Source organism: Sphaerospermopsis sp. LEGE 00249, from assembly GCF_014299995.1.
GTDB classification, from domain to species: domain Bacteria; phylum Cyanobacteriota; class Cyanobacteriia; order Cyanobacteriales; family Nostocaceae; genus Sphaerospermopsis; species Sphaerospermopsis kisseleviana.
Genome location: NZ_JACJUZ010000063.1, coordinates 1 through 14,156 on the forward strand (window position 1 = coordinate 1; position 14,156 = coordinate 14,156).

The 14,156-nt window shown below is 35.3% G+C and carries 16 protein-coding genes; 6 read left to right on the top strand and 10 right to left on the bottom strand.

Annotation, left to right across the window (positions count from 1 at the left end; all coding sequences use genetic code 11):
* A partial coding sequence (locus tag H5968_RS18825; RefSeq protein WP_187041184.1) for a DUF2887 domain-containing protein occupies nucleotides 1–533 on the top strand: 533 nt, incomplete at its 5' end.
* A 91-nt stretch (nucleotides 534–624) separates the two neighbouring features.
* Here H5968_RS18825 and H5968_RS18830 read toward each other — a convergent pair.
* From H5968_RS18830 to H5968_RS18845, 4 genes are all read right to left on the bottom strand, one after another.
* On the bottom strand, nucleotides 625–987 hold the full coding sequence (locus H5968_RS18830; protein ID WP_096570458.1) for a 2TM domain-containing protein: 363 nt from the start codon (nucleotides 985–987) through the stop codon (nucleotides 625–627).
* A 250-nt stretch (nucleotides 988–1,237) separates the two neighbouring features.
* Nucleotides 1,238–1,993: a hypothetical protein gene (locus tag H5968_RS18835; RefSeq protein ID WP_187041185.1), complete on the bottom strand. Its 756-nt coding sequence runs from the start codon at nucleotides 1,991–1,993 to the stop codon at nucleotides 1,238–1,240.
* A gap of 123 nt (nucleotides 1,994–2,116) precedes the next feature.
* Nucleotides 2,117–2,587 carry a DUF488 family protein gene (locus H5968_RS18840; RefSeq protein ID WP_096572771.1) on the bottom strand — a complete coding sequence of 157 codons (471 nt, stop codon included), beginning with the start codon at nucleotides 2,585–2,587 and terminating at the stop codon, nucleotides 2,117–2,119.
* The gene (locus tag H5968_RS18845) at nucleotides 2,580–3,236 is read right to left on the bottom strand and encodes a DUF488 family protein (protein WP_187041186.1); all 657 of its coding nucleotides are present in this window, start codon (nucleotides 3,234–3,236) and stop codon (nucleotides 2,580–2,582) included. The genes H5968_RS18840 and H5968_RS18845 overlap by 8 nt, the downstream gene beginning before the upstream one ends.
* A 241-nt stretch (nucleotides 3,237–3,477) precedes the next feature.
* On the opposite strand from H5968_RS18845, the gene H5968_RS18850 reads away from it, so the two are divergent.
* The 3 genes from H5968_RS18850 (at nucleotide 3,478) to H5968_RS18860 (ending at nucleotide 6,215) form a co-directional block, all read left to right on the top strand.
* Nucleotides 3,478–4,107 carry a retropepsin-like domain-containing protein gene (locus H5968_RS18850; RefSeq protein ID WP_187041187.1) on the top strand — a complete coding sequence of 210 codons (630 nt, stop codon included), beginning with the start codon at nucleotides 3,478–3,480 and terminating at the stop codon, nucleotides 4,105–4,107.
* A 371-nt stretch (nucleotides 4,108–4,478) separates the two neighbouring features.
* The gene (locus tag H5968_RS18855) at nucleotides 4,479–4,823 is read left to right on the top strand and encodes a hypothetical protein (protein ID WP_187041188.1); all 345 of its coding nucleotides are present in this window, start codon (nucleotides 4,479–4,481) and stop codon (nucleotides 4,821–4,823) included.
* Nucleotides 4,824–5,066: 243 nt separating this feature from the next.
* The gene (locus tag H5968_RS18860; RefSeq protein ID WP_187041189.1) at nucleotides 5,067–6,215 is read left to right on the top strand and encodes a hypothetical protein; all 1,149 of its coding nucleotides are present in this window, start codon (nucleotides 5,067–5,069) and stop codon (nucleotides 6,213–6,215) included.
* A gap of 250 nt (nucleotides 6,216–6,465) precedes the next feature.
* On the opposite strand, the gene H5968_RS18865 is transcribed toward H5968_RS18860, so the two are convergent.
* The 6 genes from H5968_RS18865 to H5968_RS18890 form a co-directional block, all read right to left on the bottom strand.
* Nucleotides 6,466–6,693: a helix-turn-helix transcriptional regulator gene (locus tag H5968_RS18865; protein ID WP_187041190.1), complete on the bottom strand. Its 228-nt coding sequence runs from the start codon at nucleotides 6,691–6,693 to the stop codon at nucleotides 6,466–6,468.
* Nucleotides 6,694–6,800: 107 nt separating this feature from the next.
* Nucleotides 6,801–7,745, bottom strand: a complete 945-nt coding sequence (locus H5968_RS18870) for a Bpu10I family restriction endonuclease (RefSeq protein WP_255427185.1) — start codon at nucleotides 7,743–7,745, stop codon at nucleotides 6,801–6,803.
* Nucleotides 7,746–7,754: 9 nt separating this feature from the next.
* On the bottom strand, nucleotides 7,755–9,122 hold the full coding sequence (locus H5968_RS18875; RefSeq protein WP_255427186.1) for a DNA methyltransferase: 1,368 nt from the start codon (nucleotides 9,120–9,122) through the stop codon (nucleotides 7,755–7,757).
* Between the two features lie 391 nt (nucleotides 9,123–9,513).
* The gene (locus H5968_RS18880) at nucleotides 9,514–9,864 is read right to left on the bottom strand and encodes a DUF1257 domain-containing protein (RefSeq protein ID WP_048868763.1); all 351 of its coding nucleotides are present in this window, start codon (nucleotides 9,862–9,864) and stop codon (nucleotides 9,514–9,516) included.
* A gap of 159 nt (nucleotides 9,865–10,023) precedes the next feature.
* Nucleotides 10,024–11,535: an AAA family ATPase gene (locus H5968_RS18885; protein WP_096570447.1), complete on the bottom strand. Its 1,512-nt coding sequence runs from the start codon at nucleotides 11,533–11,535 to the stop codon at nucleotides 10,024–10,026.
* Nucleotides 11,536–11,634: 99 nt separating this feature from the next.
* A complete protein-coding gene (locus tag H5968_RS18890) occupies nucleotides 11,635–11,982 on the bottom strand; it encodes a hypothetical protein (protein ID WP_187041191.1) in 348 nt (115 codons plus the stop codon).
* Between the two features lie 306 nt (nucleotides 11,983–12,288).
* Here H5968_RS18890 and H5968_RS18895 point away from each other — a divergent pair, with 306 nt between their 5' ends.
* On the top strand, nucleotides 12,289–12,795 hold the full coding sequence (locus tag H5968_RS18895; protein WP_096570443.1) for a hypothetical protein: 507 nt from the start codon (nucleotides 12,289–12,291) through the stop codon (nucleotides 12,793–12,795).
* A gap of 135 nt (nucleotides 12,796–12,930) precedes the next feature.
* On the top strand, nucleotides 12,931–14,082 hold the full coding sequence (locus H5968_RS18900; protein ID WP_096570441.1) for an NAD-dependent epimerase/dehydratase family protein: 1,152 nt from the start codon (nucleotides 12,931–12,933) through the stop codon (nucleotides 14,080–14,082).
* Nucleotides 14,083–14,156: the final 74 nt, after the last annotated feature.

A 14,156-nucleotide genomic window follows, 5' to 3' on the forward strand; every position in this document is an offset into this window, starting at 1 on the left:
TTAAAAGAATTTATTTAGATGAATTACCACCAGGTTCAATAGGAATGGGGTTAATTGAATTAATTGTCAGTAAAGAAGCACAAGCACCAGAATTAGTGAAAAACCTCATGGACAGAACCAAAACAGAAATTGAGGATGACAACGAAAAACAAAGTATTATAGAATTGTTAGAGACTGTTTTATTGTCAAAGTTTTCACAATTAAGCCGTCAGGAGATAGAAGCAATGTTTTTAGTGAGTGATATTAAGCAAACAAGAGTATATCAAGAAGCAAAGCAAGAAGGTAGACAGGAGGGTAGACAGGAAGGTAGACAGGAAGGTAGACAGGAAGGTAGACAGGAAGGTAGAAAAGATGAAGCAATCAACTTACTATTAAGGATGTTATCTAAGCGGTTTGGAAAGTTGGGTGATAGTTATATTCAAAATCTCAATATTTTGAATATAGAACAATTGGAAAAACTAGGAGAATCATTATTAGATTTTAAAGACATTAATGATTTGGAGAGGTGGTTAAAGTCTGAGATCAGTCAGTAATAAATAAACAGATCCCCGATTTCTGTCATCAATTTATAATTTATAGACATGATAGTGAAAGAAGTCGGGGATCTAAAACTTACTCTAAACCCTACTTTTTATAAGCATTCATCCAATGCAGTAACAAACCTAAACCCCAACCCAAAAGCGGGAAAATAGCCCAAAAATAACCAGAACCAGTGAACAAGTTTAACAAAATCAAAAACCCGTTAACAATCAAAAAAACCATGAAATGTGATTTAAACTCTTGCTGTTTTTGATGATTAGACATTGCTTCTTTTTTCACTTCTACTTGTTTTTTTAACCATTCATTTTCCGCAGCAATGAGAGATTCCGAAGAAACCCCTAATTCTGAAGCAATTTCTATTATTTGTTCTCGCGTAAATTCTCCCTGTTGCTTGCGTTTAAAAGCAACTTCTAAAATTTGCTGCATTTCCTCTGAATTGTAAGTCATTATCAATACCTAATCTGGTAAAAAATACTTTTGACATTTACATCTGAAGTGGTAGAAATACAACCTTAAAAATATTTGACGTTGTTGTTAAAAACAATTTCGCTAAATATTCTATCTTTTACATATTAGTTATTACAGTATTTTAAAAGACAATATTATCAAAGTTTAAGAAAACGAACCGCAGAGACGCAGAGAACGCAGAGAAATTTTGGACGTTGAAGTTATTTTTAAAACTGTTACCTGTCACCTATCATCTATACCATCCCAAACGGAAAGAAACATCAGTAACATTAATTACGGATGCAACCAATTTATAACAATATTCTAATTGACTGGGATAATAAGGTTGAAAAGGTTCACTTAAACTAATGGTTAATCTAAATTTATCCGGTTCAAAGTTTTCTAAGTTTAGTTTTTCGATCACATCTTCACAGGAATATATTCCCTCTTCTAAAACGTTTAGTTTCTCTATCCACACCGGATCAGTAATAGGTAAATCATAAGAATTTCCACATAAACAAAACAAACATCTAAAATTTTTTTTATTTTGTGAATTATATCTCACCTGCCATTCTAACACCTCTGGATTAATCATCACTAAGGAAGATTTAAGAGGTGTATTTTGTAAATCTTCATAATCTATCTGTTTATCAAAATTACCTAATAATTTTGGTTCTGAAGAACTACGTTTAATTTCTGGTTTGATTAAATTTTTAACTTGTTCTAAACTTGCTTTCCCTAAAATCTGCCATTTATAACTATAATGAATTAGGTAATTTTCAGGATGATGACATTGCGGTTCATGTCTAATAAAAGGAATCCTAATAACATCAAATAATTCTGGTTCTTGACCATCTCTAGTCATGAAATGTTCTGGATATAAAGTACCATTTCTTCTATTAGAAATTGGCCGCAACCATCCAGAACCATCGGTTTTTATCCCCGCAATACAAATTCCACCATGTTTAGTAGATTTTGCTAAACAGATAATATCAAATGTCAACATCTTATATTCTCACTTGCACCTTACTTGTTACAGTAATAGTAAAATGAGAAGATTTGAAAATTGAACAGTAAAACTACTTAACGCTTAAACAAAACCTAAATATATCCGTGTCTGAGAATATACTCAAAGATGATGAATCTTGATACTTTTATCTAACTTACTATCTAACTTACCTTGCAAATATTCAGCTACTAACCGCCGATGACAGTTATGGGGTTTAAGTTCACTACACAACAAACAACTTTTATCTATCATATCTATAGATAATTTCTTTTCAATTTGTCGTTGTGAAATCAAAAGATTGAATTTTTCCTCATAGACATCCCAAGTTATTTGCTTTTTTTTATAAGCATCTAAAATATCTTGAGTTGGTGCTAAATCAAGAATATGGATATATTCAATATCTGCAATTTTACGCAGAAAATATTGTAAATCTTGCTTTTTTGCAAATCCCGCAAGTTGGGAAACATTGTTTAATCTGGTATCAATCACTCGTTTAACACCAGATTTTATCAAAGTCTCAAAAAATTGTTCTGCTTTCTTTTGAGTAAACCCAATCGTAAATAAATTAACTTCTTGATTTTGCTTATTCATGATCATCCTTATTTTCTGTATACGCGACTTTTTCACCTTGTAATTGATATGCTTTTTCTACTAACTCTGCACGGTTAAACTGTTTTTCAATAGTTTGGTTGGACTGGATATCAAATAAAGAAAGTTGTTTAGCAGAACTTTGATTTTCTGGTAATAAATCATATAAAGTATGGAGTTTTAAAACTCGATTTTCTAAATCTTTATTAGATTCTAAATCTCCAGTTTTAAGAATATGATAAATATTCAAACCTGCATTTTTTAAATGAGGAGAAATCAAAATTGCCCGATGACAAACAATGGGATCTTGTTCTGCACACATTAAACTAATTTGGAATTTTTGCGAACCTTGAATCAAACGATTTAAACCTAATTTAAACGCTTCCGTCGCAGCAATTAAATCATATCTGGCCATTCCATCTACATAACAACTTCTATCACTAGGACGCGCACCTAAATTATCACCCAAAGGAACATAAGCGATATTTACAGTTTTCAATGCTGCTTTTAAATTTGATTGATTAAACTGAGGAAACCTGCGACTATAGGGACTAGAACGCACATCAGCTAAAGCGGTAACATTGTGTTTTTGTAATAGTTCAATAAAAGATTCTATGGTGTGGTTGGAATGTCCAATAGTAAAGGTTTTCATAGAGGTTTTATTAAAATCCTGAAAAGTGATTATATCATTTATATTACCCAAATATCCCAAAATATTTGTAAAAACATCTGCGTTAAATTACCATCAGAGAAATTACTTAACTAATAATACCAATCAGAATTTTCACCAGGTTTGAGCATACGACGGGAACTCATAATACAACTTTGGGAAGAGATGATACTGAGTGAACATCATAATTGTATAATAAAAGAAGTACAGTATATTCATAAATATGAACACAACACCCTCCCCCAGTGAAAGAGATGAAATTCTTAAACGGTTAAACAAAAACCGTCAAAATTTATTGGATTTATATAAAAATCAATATGTTGCTTATAATGCTAATGGGATAATCGCACATAGCGAAAATTTACAAGAAGTTTTAGAATTAGCTAAAGCTACAAAACAGAATTTTTTAATTTATTTAGTTCCTCATCACACCGCATCTGTACAAATTTTACCAATTCGTTTCCGAACTGTTGCGCGTCATGATTGGCAACCCAATTATAGTGTTAAATTAAAACATGGAAATATAGAATTTTCTGCAATAATGTTAGTAGATTCTGGTGCTGAATTGAGCTTAATTTCTTTGAAAGTAGGTCAAGATTTAGGTTATGCTTTAGCTGATTCAGAATCAACTTTGTTAGCAGAAACTATTGGTGGTAGGGTTGAGTATGTTTTACGTAATGTAGAAATGACAATTGATGGATATAATTTGAATGCTCCTGTAGCATGGTTACAAAGTAATACGGGTGGAGAACAATTATTATTAGGTCGAGAAGTTGTATTTGATAAGTTTAATATTGAATTTAGACAAGCTGAGGAGAAAATTATTTTCTCATGGCGTGAAAACTTGCATTGATAACATCCAATTTCTTGGGTTTCCTTGCGTCAACGTAACCTACTACTTATTGTCTGAATCAGGATATCCCAGATTTAAGGATTTACAGGATTCAGACAATTACATCTTGAAATTACTTCAATAATATCTTAATCTCTTTGTTTATTTCCTTAATTTTCTGCTCAATTTGAGTTAATATCTCATGTTTTGATTGGTCAAAATTTCTCAATATATAATGAAACATAGTTATCAATCATATTTAAGAAAGATTATCTTACAAAAAGAAATATTAAGATTGATCAATAAATAAGTATTTACACGGTTACGTATTGAGTCTTAGAGCTAAGATAATAGCGTTGTTGTTAAACTCATTTGAGTGAGTGTAGAGCAATATGGATAAAATAGTAGACAAAATAGCTGCTTTAGGTGTACCTGGTTTGGTGTTAGTTGTGGCTATGGCCTTTACAGGATGGGCTGGTGCGGCAGCAATAACAACAGGTTTAGCCGTACTTGGCGGACCTTTTGGTATGCTTGGAGGAATTGCTGTACTTGGGGTTCTTGGTTTGATATCAAAAGGATTGACAGATTATGGTTTTGAAAAAATTTTTCAAGCCACTGTCGAAGAACTGAGAAAAAAAGGTAAGTCCAAATATGACATAGAACGGGAAGTTGAATCATATCCAATTGGGCGTGATCTGAAATTGAAAATCAAAGATTATTTGAAAACGATTCCCTAGTTGCAAGATTCATGAGATCAAGCCTTGATAAATTTACACTTAATATTTCAGTTGTAAAACATTTACTGTAATGTTTGTACATGGTTTACAAAATCAAATATGTTGAATTTATTAAGTGTACTAAGCTGTTACGCAGATATTTTTTAGTTTAGAGTGCTGGCAGTAATATTTTTGGACAAAAAAAGTAAATGCGTAACAGGTTATTAATAGTAAAAATTTAACTAAATTACACCTGAAAAAACGATGACAGACACTAATGAATCTATTACAGAAAAAAACTTTCAACAAAAGGAAACTAACCAAATATATGAAAATATTAATATTGAGACTCAAAAAACTGACCGGATTCGTGCTTACAGTGAATTAATTAAATCAATATCCAAGTTTATCTGGATTGCTGTAGTTTTGATAATTATTATTCACTTTTGGGGCAGTTTTTCTACTAATCACATTAAGCAAAAAATCAATCCAACAACAGTAAATATAACTATTCCTGAACAAAAGCAATATCAAATTTCTAGTGATGTTACATCTGCCCTTGGTAAAGCCTTAGTCGCTGCTAGACAATCTGCATCCAATAATTTAGAACAATGGAAAAATGAGGTGATGCAGCGCGTAGATCATCCATTTCTAGATTGGTACTACAACTACTTTAATCAGCTAGGAATTGGAGCAAAATCTATTTGGATCAATTTGTACTCTATTTCAGAAGAAGAAAAAGCAGAGAAACTAATTGGCAGTTTTCAACAAGAATTTGCTAAACAAGTTTTTCAACCATCGTTAATGCAGCTAGAAATGGAACGTTTTACAAGACAAGCTGTTGATATATATGTTTCAGAAGCAAATCGCAATTTAGCAGGAGTTCAAAGTGCTTATAATATTCCTCAACCTACCTGGGAAAGATTTCTTGAAGGTTTAGGTAGCATAACTTATGATACTGGAGGACAGCAGCAAGACCTCACACTTAGGGCTGTTTCACGTGGTACAGGCTATTTAGCTACTACTGCAATGATCAAGGCTATTGGTTTTATTGGTACTAAAAAAGTTGTTGCCTCTACAGTAAGTAAAGCGACTTCTAAAGCAGTAACAAAATTAGCAACCAAAACAGCAGCTAAAGCCGCAGCAGAGGGAAGTGGGGAAATGGCAGTTGGTCTTTTAGGATTAGAATTATTAAATCCACTGGCAGGTTTGGGTATTATTGTTTGGGATGTATGGGATCATTATCATACTGTTCAATTAGAAAGGCCAATTCTGCGAGCAAACCTGGAAAGTTATTTAAACGAGGTCAAAGAGTCATTGCTAAACGATCCAGAGAATGGAATTTTATCTTCGGTCAATAAATTCCACGACGGGATTCTTAATAGTTTGAACAGTAACTTAGGTGTGAGTTGATTTACATTTCTGCATCTAAAGATGCCCGACTTCTGAGATTATTAATTTAATCAATTATAAAATTAATCAAAGAAGTCGTGGATCTGAATTTATGAATACTGATAAAATCCTGAAAATCCTCAAATCCTGGAAATCCTGATTCAGATAAATTGATAAAATTAATAATCAACTTTACAACCCCACAGAAATACGATCATCACCTTTTTCCAAAACCAGACGAAAACCACAAGACTGAAATATTTGTAAGAACTTACCCTGAGTTAATATCATTTTGTTTTCCAGAACAAATATCTTGAATAACAGCAGGAGAAAGATTAACTTTCTGAGCTAATTGTTCAACAGAAATATGATTATTTTCCATGATATAAATTAACAATTCAGATAGTAAAAACTCCTGATATCCTGATGCAAATTTAGCTTGAAAATCATCATTTTGCATCATTCTATCAAAAGTGGATAACTGTTCATTATTCTTCATAATATCTTCCTTCCTCATTTTCTGAGTTTTCCAGTTTTTAATGACTACATAGCAAATTACCATTAACCTTTATAACTTTTAGTTCAATATCTGGCTTGGGCTTAAATTCAAAAGTAACCTACCTCCAAAACATTACTCTCGTCTAAACCCTCATTTTTTAACAGTTTACGAATATTACTGATAAAGTGCTGAAAAACTTCAACTCTAAATGGATTATTTTCCAGGTATTTAATATAATTTTCTCTATAAGCAAGACGACCTTGATAAGTTGCAAAATTTTTTCTAATATTAGAATTAAGGCGTTTAGCTTTCCTTAAAAGAATCACCTCATCAATATCTGTAGGAGCAGTGCTAATAGGTGACATATCTAACCATTCACATAAAAGAAAGTATTTTGCTCCTGGAACAGCGGTTTTTACATCATGTGCAGTTGCACATCCTTCTTGAAACATTGTTTTATCAAGATTAGTCTTACACTCGACAGCGATATAGGCAAGATTAGTAATTATGCTTTTTTCTTGTTGAAAATCGGGAAAATGCGAAGCTTTTAAATATAATTTTCTTGTAATTGCAAAATCTTGGTTTTTAGTTCTGACGCTTAACCCACCACCCAAAGCTGGAATTGTTAAACTAGACTCAAAATAAACAGAAGAGAATGCCTTAATGGGTCCAATATCTACTTCTAAATTTGCTATCTCCGGTACGATAACCGGGTTAATTAGATAAGGTAAAAATTCCTCAATTATCGTATTATCTAATTTTAATTGCCCCTTTTGTCTATACAAAAAATCATTAGGACTATCAAAGATTAAATCAATATCTATATATTTTTTATAGTCAATAAGTAATTTTATTAACAGATTTAACATTTCATCTGCTGGAACTAATAATTCTACAGTTTGTGTTAAATCATTAATCCATTGGTAATAAACATCAATTGCTTCAGTAACTCTAGGCTTATCCTGCACAGGAATTTTAGAATTATCAAGTAATGCGTTTAATTTTTCTAAATGAGGAGTAGGATAATTCTTATGCATACGTCTTGAAGTCAAAAATTGATTTTATAAAAAATTATTAATCTTAAATAAAGGTGATTTATGCACCAGTTTAGCACGTTTTTTTGCATCAATTATTTCTTTATAAATATCACTTTCTGCATTTTTTGAAACTGAGGTTAAAATCTCTATTGCCAGTTCTGTTGCAAAATTATCATCAACTAATTCATCATTGTTGATGGGTAACAAATGTAGAATATCCTCATAAATTATTTCTCCAAACTTATTTTGAAATTTTCTTTCTTGCAGTAAATCAATTTCAAACCCTGCCCCACCAATAGCTAAAGCAGCAACTAATTTACTATTTTCAAACCTCACACCACGCACACTAGACTCTCTTCCAATGATCAGAATTACTCTACCATCTTTGCTAATTAACCTCCGAATTTCTTTGAGAACATCCAACATATCTAGAGCGTATTGAACAACCGTTAAAAATCTATTTTGACGATGTTTTCTATTTGCACCTATTTCTGATTTAGCTATTGTTAATAAATCCCATCCTAACATTTCCATGACTCTACGATTATTTTGATGGTAGTTAAAGACATTAATATAAGGAGGAGATGTGATTACAATATCTACACTATGATCTGTTAAAGGAATATAACGTGCATCTTGATGAATTACGTTACATGGCTGTAGAGAATAAGGAAGAGATTTAATAATATTTATATGTTTCTGTAATGACTTTTTAAAATCAAGTAAATTTCTTGGCTGTCTCTGCTGGCTATAGTTAATAATGGCATTAACCAGTAAATTGTGCAATAATTCTTCATTTTGAGCTTGTTTTAATATTTTAAAAATAAATTTTTCTTCTATTTCATGCTGGTCTAAATCTTTTTGTTCTTGAGCAAAACCGTAAAAAAATAAATCTCCTGTAAACGGTAACAAGTTTTCAGCAACTATTGTTTCTGCTAATTTAATTAATCTTTCTCTATCAGAAATTTTAAGATTAATAAAATGAGCAGTCTTAGCCATTTCCACAGCAGCAGGATTTATATCAGTACCATAACAGGATAAACCCTGACGTGCTGCTTCAAATAAAGTCGTTCCACTACCAGCAAATGGATCTAAAACTACATGATTAGTATTACTATAAACTTTAATAAATAATTCTACTAGCTCTGGTGAAAATTGCCCTCTCCAGGGTAAAATACTTGTTCTAGTCTTATTTTTTAAGTCTAATTTTTCTTGGGGAATATATTTTTTATCATAGGAAATCATATTAATTTTATTAAAAATATCAGCTATTAAACTTATGGTTGTTGACAAGGTTTTATTCTCCAATGATTTTATTTTGCACAAATATTTCTTACTTAGGGCTTGCTTAATAAAGCCAAAAGCCTGATAAATCAAAGGTTTGAGGCTCATAAAAAAGACGGTAGGAGCAAGGTTATAGCGTCTTGAGTCTGAAAAACCTCGCACTTTTGTGGGTAGCAAGAGATGAAAAAACGTTTTTAACTCTCCTCCTGACTCCTGACTTCTAGCCCTAACGAAAGGACTTTTTCAGCAAACCCTACTTATGCAGCATATATTATTATAAGTACCCAGGCAAAATTAATTGCACATAGTTATTGAAGAAAAAATCTCTGTAAACCTTACCTGTTCTCTGTTCCCTCTCCTAACTATGAAATTTATTTTGCACGACTACTTACAATAATACCTAGCCTTTTATCTTATGCCAACTAAACCCACAAAAAAAGCGGGCTAACCGCTAATGCTTGGTTAACCCGTTCAGCTTTGGGAACGCGCAGAGAAATTCTTATTGCAACACCAACTTAACGTTAGCGTTTTGCAGGCCGCGCTGTTTTACTTCAGCTAAAGTTTTGTTAACGGCGTATTTTTGGTTAATGGAGTTGATCAACTCGGTTTGGTTGTGCTTCTTAGCAACGCCCCACAAATCAGCGATTAAATCAAAAGAACCATCGCTATTGCGAGACCAACCTAAATCGTACTCGCCTTCCAATACAGCAACGATGTCGGAACGAACACGCTGACCGTTATAACCACGAACATCAGCTTCAGTCTTTACGCTAATACCTAAGTCGCGCAAAGAAGATTTGAGGATTTCGGCATCGGTGATTTTGGTACGCAGAGTGCTAAAGTGAGACATTTGGGTTTCCTCCAATGAGAAGATTGATGAGAAAAACGACAACGGTTTCTTTTTCAGCGAAGCCGCATTAATTTGGGATTAATTGGGAAGCGGCTTTTTTTTCGTAACCTGTTAGCCTTGTGAGCTAACCTTTCCCCTCTGGCATACAGAGGAAAGCTTTTAAAACTCCATGCGCTGATATTCAGCAACGGAGGCTGCGGCGGGTCTAGCACGCTGTCTGGCCCAGTCTCTTAAAGCTGTGACCTGTTCTTGCATCGTTCGTGACAGCGGCAAAGTTGACTTCAATGCAGCAATAATATCTAATTGGGTGAACTCCCGATCCTGGGCAAAAGCTTCATACATCGCCGCTACGATCGCCTGTTCAATTTCTGCCCCTGAAAAACCGTCTGACATTTTTGCTAGTTGTTCTAAATCAAATCTAGCAATATCTTCCCTTCTTTTAGTCAGGTGAATGTTGAAGATATCCTGACGTTCTTCTGGTGTGGGCAGATCCACAAAGAAAATTTCATCAAAGCGACCTTTTCTTAAAAACTCACCCGGTAAACGTTCTACCCGGTTCGCAGTCGCCATTACAAATACTGGAGATTTCTTTTCCTGCATCCAGGTCAAGAAAGAGCCAAAAATTCTACTTGATGTCCCCCCATCAGAATCACCAGAACCTGCACTACCCGCAAAAGATTTATCCAACTCGTCGATAAACAGAATCGTTGGGGAAATTGATTCTGCTGTTTTCAGGGCATTTCGCAGATTTGCTTCACTTCGACCCACCATTGAGCCATCGTAAACTCGCCCCATATCTAAACGCAAGATTGGTAAACCCCACAAACGGGAGGTAGTCTTGGCTATCAGTGACTTTCCACAACCAGGAACACCTAAAATTAACATCCCTTTCGGTTGCGGCAAACCATACTCTCTAGCTCTTTCTGTGAAAGCGTTGGAGCGTTGTTTGAGCCACTTTTTCAACTCTTCTAAACCGCCTACAGCTTCAATAGTTTCATCTTCTTCGATGTACTCTAAAATACCGTTACGGCGTATGAGTTGTTTCTTTTCTGATAAAACTATATCAACTTCATCTTCCGTCAACCGCCCCGTTGTTACCTGAGCCTTACGATATACTTTCTCAGTTTCATCTTTAGTTAGACCTAAAGCTGCTCTCAGCAGTTTTTCTCTAGCCTCGGTAGTCAACCGTCGTCCACGATGCTGCTCTTGATGTTGAGTTAAAACTTTATTCAACTCAGACATATCCGGCAGTTGGAAGTCAATAACAACAACTTCTTTTTCTAGTTCTATTGGTACTTGTTGCACTGGAGACATCAAAATGATGTTCTTTTGCATTCCCTTAAAACTAGCGATCGCATCCCGAAGCGATCTAGTTGTTGCCGGAGCATCAATAAAAGGATGTAAATCTTTAAGAATAAATATACCGGGTTCTTTCTGTCTAATGATCCACTCAATCGCCGCCTCTGGAGAAACGGTATTGTGTTGAGTTGTACTCCGGGGTTGACCGTATTCCACAATGCCGTGAGTTACTGTCCAAACATAAACTCGACGTTGAGGCTTTAACAATTGAGAAATTGTGTAGATTGCTTGCTCTGCCCGTTCTTCCTCGGAGGTCACAAGGTAGATTAAAGGGTATTGAGCTTGAATGAGTATGTTTAGCTCTTCTTTCATATCTATCGACCTACTTGAGACCTTATAGAGACAGTACAATCATCGCCGTTGGTCAGAACAACCAAATCTATTATTAATTCATCCATTCATTATTCCTAACTAGCAAGGTACTAATTCTTCCTCACCCTTGGGATGGGTTTCATCTTCTTCCATTTCCTCAATGGATAGATGTTCTTGACCAATTAGTCCTGGCTGATTACCCAAAGCTACTAATTCCCCGTTACGTAAAACAAGTGAACTTTCACAAGCGGGACAGGAGTAAACCCTGTGAGTTCTGCCGTAAGAAGACTCTTCCAATTCTTCAACCAATTCTGAGTTAGTCAGGTAGAAACTGAGCGCTCGTTCCGCTAGGTCTGACATCGGTTCTGAGTCAACAGCAGAACGAATTTTTAATTTTCTGTGCAATTCCGGCGATAAATATAACGTAACCTTCTGCTTAGTTTGCATACGACTTTCTAGTGGTCTTACCCGGGTATGTATCTTACGTTATCGGTTCTTTTATTTCTTGTCAACCCATTCAGACGTTTTGATGGCATTTTTGTAATATTTCTTAATAATAGCAGGCAGGAGCCAGGATAATAAGAATAAATTTCTTGCCTGTTCCCTGTTCCCTGTTCCCTGAAAATAGTAATTTATGTAACAATAAACCTAAGAAATAAAACGGTGTAAAAAGAGAGTCTATTTTAGCCGAATCTATGAGAATAAAGTCTAATCAGACTTGAGCTAAAGTCAATAGGGGTAAAGGGTGTGATTATGTCTACTGCTGCCGTCGAAACTTGTAATTTGAGGCGAGTCATCGGTTTACTAGTCTCCAGTGTTGGCACGGCTATACTTTGTGGGGGTTGCAGTGCTAATGGCTTTTGGACATCTGAACAGAAGTGGGAAACATACCAAAATCCCCGTTATGGGTTTGAGTTTCCCTATCCGAGTAACTGGACTGCCATTACATCAGACAACAACGATGGAGTAATATTTGTTTCATCACAAAGCCAAGATACAAAAATTCGCGCTTGGGCGAGTAATGATTTACCAAAGTTACAAAACCCAGAAACATCAAAACAGATAGACCAAAACTTTAAAACGGATCAGGGTATATCTGGGGTGCTAGTGGTAGAAGTTGGTCAACAAGTCAGTTCAATGAAACTAACTATCAATCAAGAACAAGTCAACTATCACTGGCAGGGACAAACGAGTAGTAAAGAGTTTAAAGATTACTACCGCTTGTTTTACTACATTGCCAAACAGTACAAAATTAAGTGATTGGTGATTGGTGATTGGGAAAAATAAAATTGATTACCCAGTCCCCAGTCCCCAGTCTCCTTAATCAAGAATTAATGAACTAGAGGGGACAGAAACCTGGTAGATTTAGCTATCAGCGAGTAAAAACTGGTAAAGATGAAAGTCCTGGTTATTGGTGGCGATGGGTATTGCGGTTGGGCAACCGCACTTTACCTTTCTAATCGAGGTTATGAAGTTGGAATTCTAGACAGTTTGGTGCGTCGGCACTGGGACAATGAACTCGGTGTTGAGACTCTAACCCCAATTGCACCAATTCAGCAGCGTCTCCAACGATGGAAAGATTTGACTGGTAAATCTATCGACCTATTTATCGGCGATATTACCAATTACAGTTTTCTGCACAAAGCTTTGCATCAATTTCAGCCAGATGCCATAGTGCATTTTGGTGAACAGCGTTCAGCGCCATTTTCGATGATCGACCGTGAACACGCAGTTCTCACCCAGGTTAATAATGTAGTCGGTACGCTGAACCTGCTGTACATCATGCGGGAAGATTTCCCAGATTGTCATTTGGTGAAATTGGGAACTATGGGTGAATATGGAACACCCAATATTGATATCGAAGAAGGCTATATCACCATTGAACACAACGGACGTAAGGATACATTGCCCTATCCTAAACAGCCCGGTTCAATGTATCACCTGAGCAAAGTTCACGATAGCCATAATATCCACTTTGCTTGTCGGATCTGGGGTTTACGAGCAACTGATCTGAATCAAGGTATTGTTTATGGCGTTCTAACCGAAGAAACTGGTATGGACGAACTTTTGATCAACCGCCTTGATTATGATGGTGTGTTTGGTACTGCACTTAACCGTTTCTGTATTCAAGCAGCAATAGGTCATCCTTTGACTGTTTACGGTAAAGGTGGACAAACTCGCGGTTTCTTGGATATTCGGGATACAGTGCGTTGTATTGAACTGGCGATCGCCAACCCAGCCCAACCCGGAGAATTCCGCGTATTTAACCAATTCACTGAATTATTCAGCGTTGGTGACTTAGCGTTAATGGTGAAAAAAGCCGGTAACGCAATGGGGCTAAATGTCGAAATCAACAACATTGACAACCCCAGAATTGAAAAAGAAGAACATTACTTCAACGCTAAAAACACCAAATTGCTGGATTTAGGCTTGCAACCTCATTATCTCTCTGATTCTCTACTTGATTCACTGTTAAACTTTGCGGTCAAGTATCAGAAACGAGTTGATAATAATCAAATTCTGCCTAAAGTCACTTGGCACAGATAATTAGGTGACAGGTGACAGGTGACAGGTGACAGAGAGCAGGGGAAGCAGGGGAAGCAGGGGGAGAAAATTAAAAG